At 69.7% G+C, this 2,593-nt stretch carries 3 protein-coding genes; all 3 read right to left on the minus strand.

Translation table 11 applies throughout. The features are described 5' to 3' along the window. Positions 1-806 (minus strand): GlgB N-terminal domain-containing protein (locus ACX28W_RS43810; RefSeq protein WP_459005676.1); only part of this gene is annotated, 806 nt, incomplete at its 3' end. Between the two features lie 122 nt (positions 807-928). Then, positions 929-2,302 carry a maltokinase N-terminal cap-like domain-containing protein gene (locus ACX28W_RS43815; protein WP_459005674.1) on the minus strand — a complete coding sequence of 458 codons (1,374 nt, stop codon included), beginning with the start codon at positions 2,300-2,302 and terminating at the stop codon, positions 929-931. Between the two features lie 61 nt (positions 2,303-2,363). Next, a partial coding sequence (locus ACX28W_RS43820) for an alpha-glucosidase C-terminal domain-containing protein (RefSeq protein WP_459005675.1) occupies positions 2,364-2,593 on the minus strand: 230 nt, incomplete at its 5' end.

Raw genomic sequence — 2,593 nt, forward strand, 5'->3', positions numbered from 1 at the left:
AAGCCCAGGTCCGAGACGTAGGCGGGGAGCTGGTCGGCGAGCTGGCGGTACGTCAGACCGGGGCGCCAGGAAGGGAGGTGGACCTCGTAGACCGAGAACGGCGCCTCGTGCACCGGAAGGCCAGAACGGCCCGCCATCCATGCGGCATCGCGCCATACATGGGAGGAAGACGTCACGATCGAGGCGGTAGCGGGGGGCACTTCGGTGCGCCGCGCCATGGGATCGGCCCGCAGCGTGTGTGTGCCGTCGGGTCGGGTGATGTCGAATTTGTACGGCGTTCCCTCGCCGACGCCGGGCAGGAAGAGTTCCCAGACGCCCGTCGAGCCGAGCGAGCGCATGGGGTAGGCGGTCCCGTCCCAGTGGCAGAAATCTCCGCAGACTCTGACCCCTTGGGCGTTCGGGGCCCAGACGGTGAACCGCGTGCCTTGGACGCCTTGATGCGTCATGGGGTGGGCCCCCAGCGCTCTCCAGAGTTCCTCGTGGCGGCCTTCGCCGATCAGATGCAGATCGAGCTCGCCCAGCGCGGGCAGGAAGCGGTACGGGTCGTGCACCGCGAACTCGTTGCCCCCGTATCTCACCGACAGCGCGTACTCGGGGATCGCGTCGAGCGGCAGCACACCCGAGAAGAGGCCGTCACCCGTCTCCTTCAGCTCCGTGCGCAGCCCGTCGACCACCACCGCGACGGCCTGGGCGTACGGACGCAGCGCTCGGAACACGATGCCGCCCGGCACCGGATGCGCGCCGAGCAGTGCATGCGGGTCGTGATGGGCACCTGTCAGCAGGCGCGCCCGGTCCGTCGCATCCATCGAAGCCAACGGCGTCGCGTCGACGGTGGTGGTGTGAACTGTCACTGCTTCAGCCTCCTCAAGGAAAAGGGGAAAAGAAGAAATAGGGGGAAGGGGCGGGGTGGATCGTTGTCTGTCGTCTTTCAACGGCCTTCGGCGAGACGCCCGACCGCCGCCATCGGAACAGGCAGCCAGTCGGGCCGGTGTCCCGCCTCGTACAGCACTTCGTACACAGCCCGGTCCGTCTCGTGCGCGCGCAGCAGCTCGGGCTCCTTACGCGGGTCCCAGGCCGCCTCGGCGGCGTAACCCGCGCAGTAGGCCTCCCGGCAGCGATGCGCCCACTGCGGGCGCCACGGGCGGCGGGACCGCGCGGCGTAGTCGAAGGAGCGCAGCATGCCCGCGACGTCGCGCACGGGTGACTGGAGGCGCCGGCGCTCGGTGAGCGGACGGGCCGGCTCGCCCTCGAAGTCGATGACGGACCACTGCCGTCCGGCGCGCAATACCTGACCGAGGTGGAGATCGCCGTGAATCCGCTGTGCCGGACGAGTCGGCGCATCGAGGGTCGCGACCGCGTCGAAGGCGGCCCGCAGCCCGGGCACGTACGGCCGGAGTTCGGGCACGGAGCGGGCCGTGGCGTCGAGACGCTCGCTCATCGCGGCCGCGAGTCGCTTGTGTTGCGGCGGACTTGGGGCGTCGACAGGGAACGCCGCCGCCAGCGCCAGATGCACCTCGGCGGTGGCCCGCCCCAGTTCGTATGCCTCTTCGGTGAACTCTCGTGCCGAGGTGAGCGATTGGAGCGCCAAGGTCCAGCCGTCGGAGGCATCGCGCAGGAACGGCTGGAGCACCCCGAGTGTGGCCTCCCGTGGCCGTGAGGTACGAAACCATGCCGCGGGGGCGGGTACGCGGGTGCAGCCCTGACGGGCCAGCGCCCAGGGCACTTCGAGGTCCGGGTTGATGCCCGGCTGGATGCGGCGGAAGACCTTCAGGATGAAGGCGTCTCCGTACACGAGTGAGGAGTTGGACTGCTCGGTGTCGAGGAGGCGGGGGGTCAGGCCGCCGGGGACCGTCACCCGTGCGTCCCGCTCGAAGAGCAGCGGCCCCGCCGTTCCCGGGGTGCGCAGCCGTTCCAGGAGCAGCCCGGCCGCCTTGGGGTCGTGGAAGGCGTCGTACACATGGAGGTCGGCCAGTGGGCCCGCGCTCGCACGGCCGATGAAGGCGTGCGCGAGCCGGGGCGGCAGGACCCGTTGGGCGCCGAGGAGGAGTTGATAGCAGTCCTCGGCAGGGGGAGTGCCGGGGCCGCCGTGTGCGGTCCGGCCCAGATGTTCGGTGCGTATCAGGAGATGCAGGCAGCCCGGGTACAACTCGGTCGACGACACCACGGTCAGACCGGTGACGGGGTAGCCCTTGCCCGCGAACCATCGCTGTCGCGGCAGCCATTCCCGCAGCAGCTCGGCGAGCGAGGTGAGCAGCGCGGCGGGGGAATGGCTGCCCGGACGGTGCAACGCGGTCTTCGGCATGGCGACACGTCCTTTCAGAGGCGGACGATCTTTGCTGGGTACCCCTTTGCTGGGCGCACGATCAAGATCGCCTGGCAGCGGCAGGGGCGACTGCGCGTCGCAGCCGGAACCAGTAGAAGCCGTGGCCTGCGAGCGTGAGCAGGTAGGGAAGTTCGCCGATGGCGGGGAAGCGGACTCCGCCGATCAGTTCGACGGGGTGGCGGCCGTTGAACGTCCGCAGGTCCAGTTCCGTCGGCTGGGCGAAGCGGGAGAAGTTGTGGACGCAGAGGACGAGGTCGTCCTTGTATTCGC

It is taken from the genome of Streptomyces sp. SD15, from assembly GCF_054462255.1.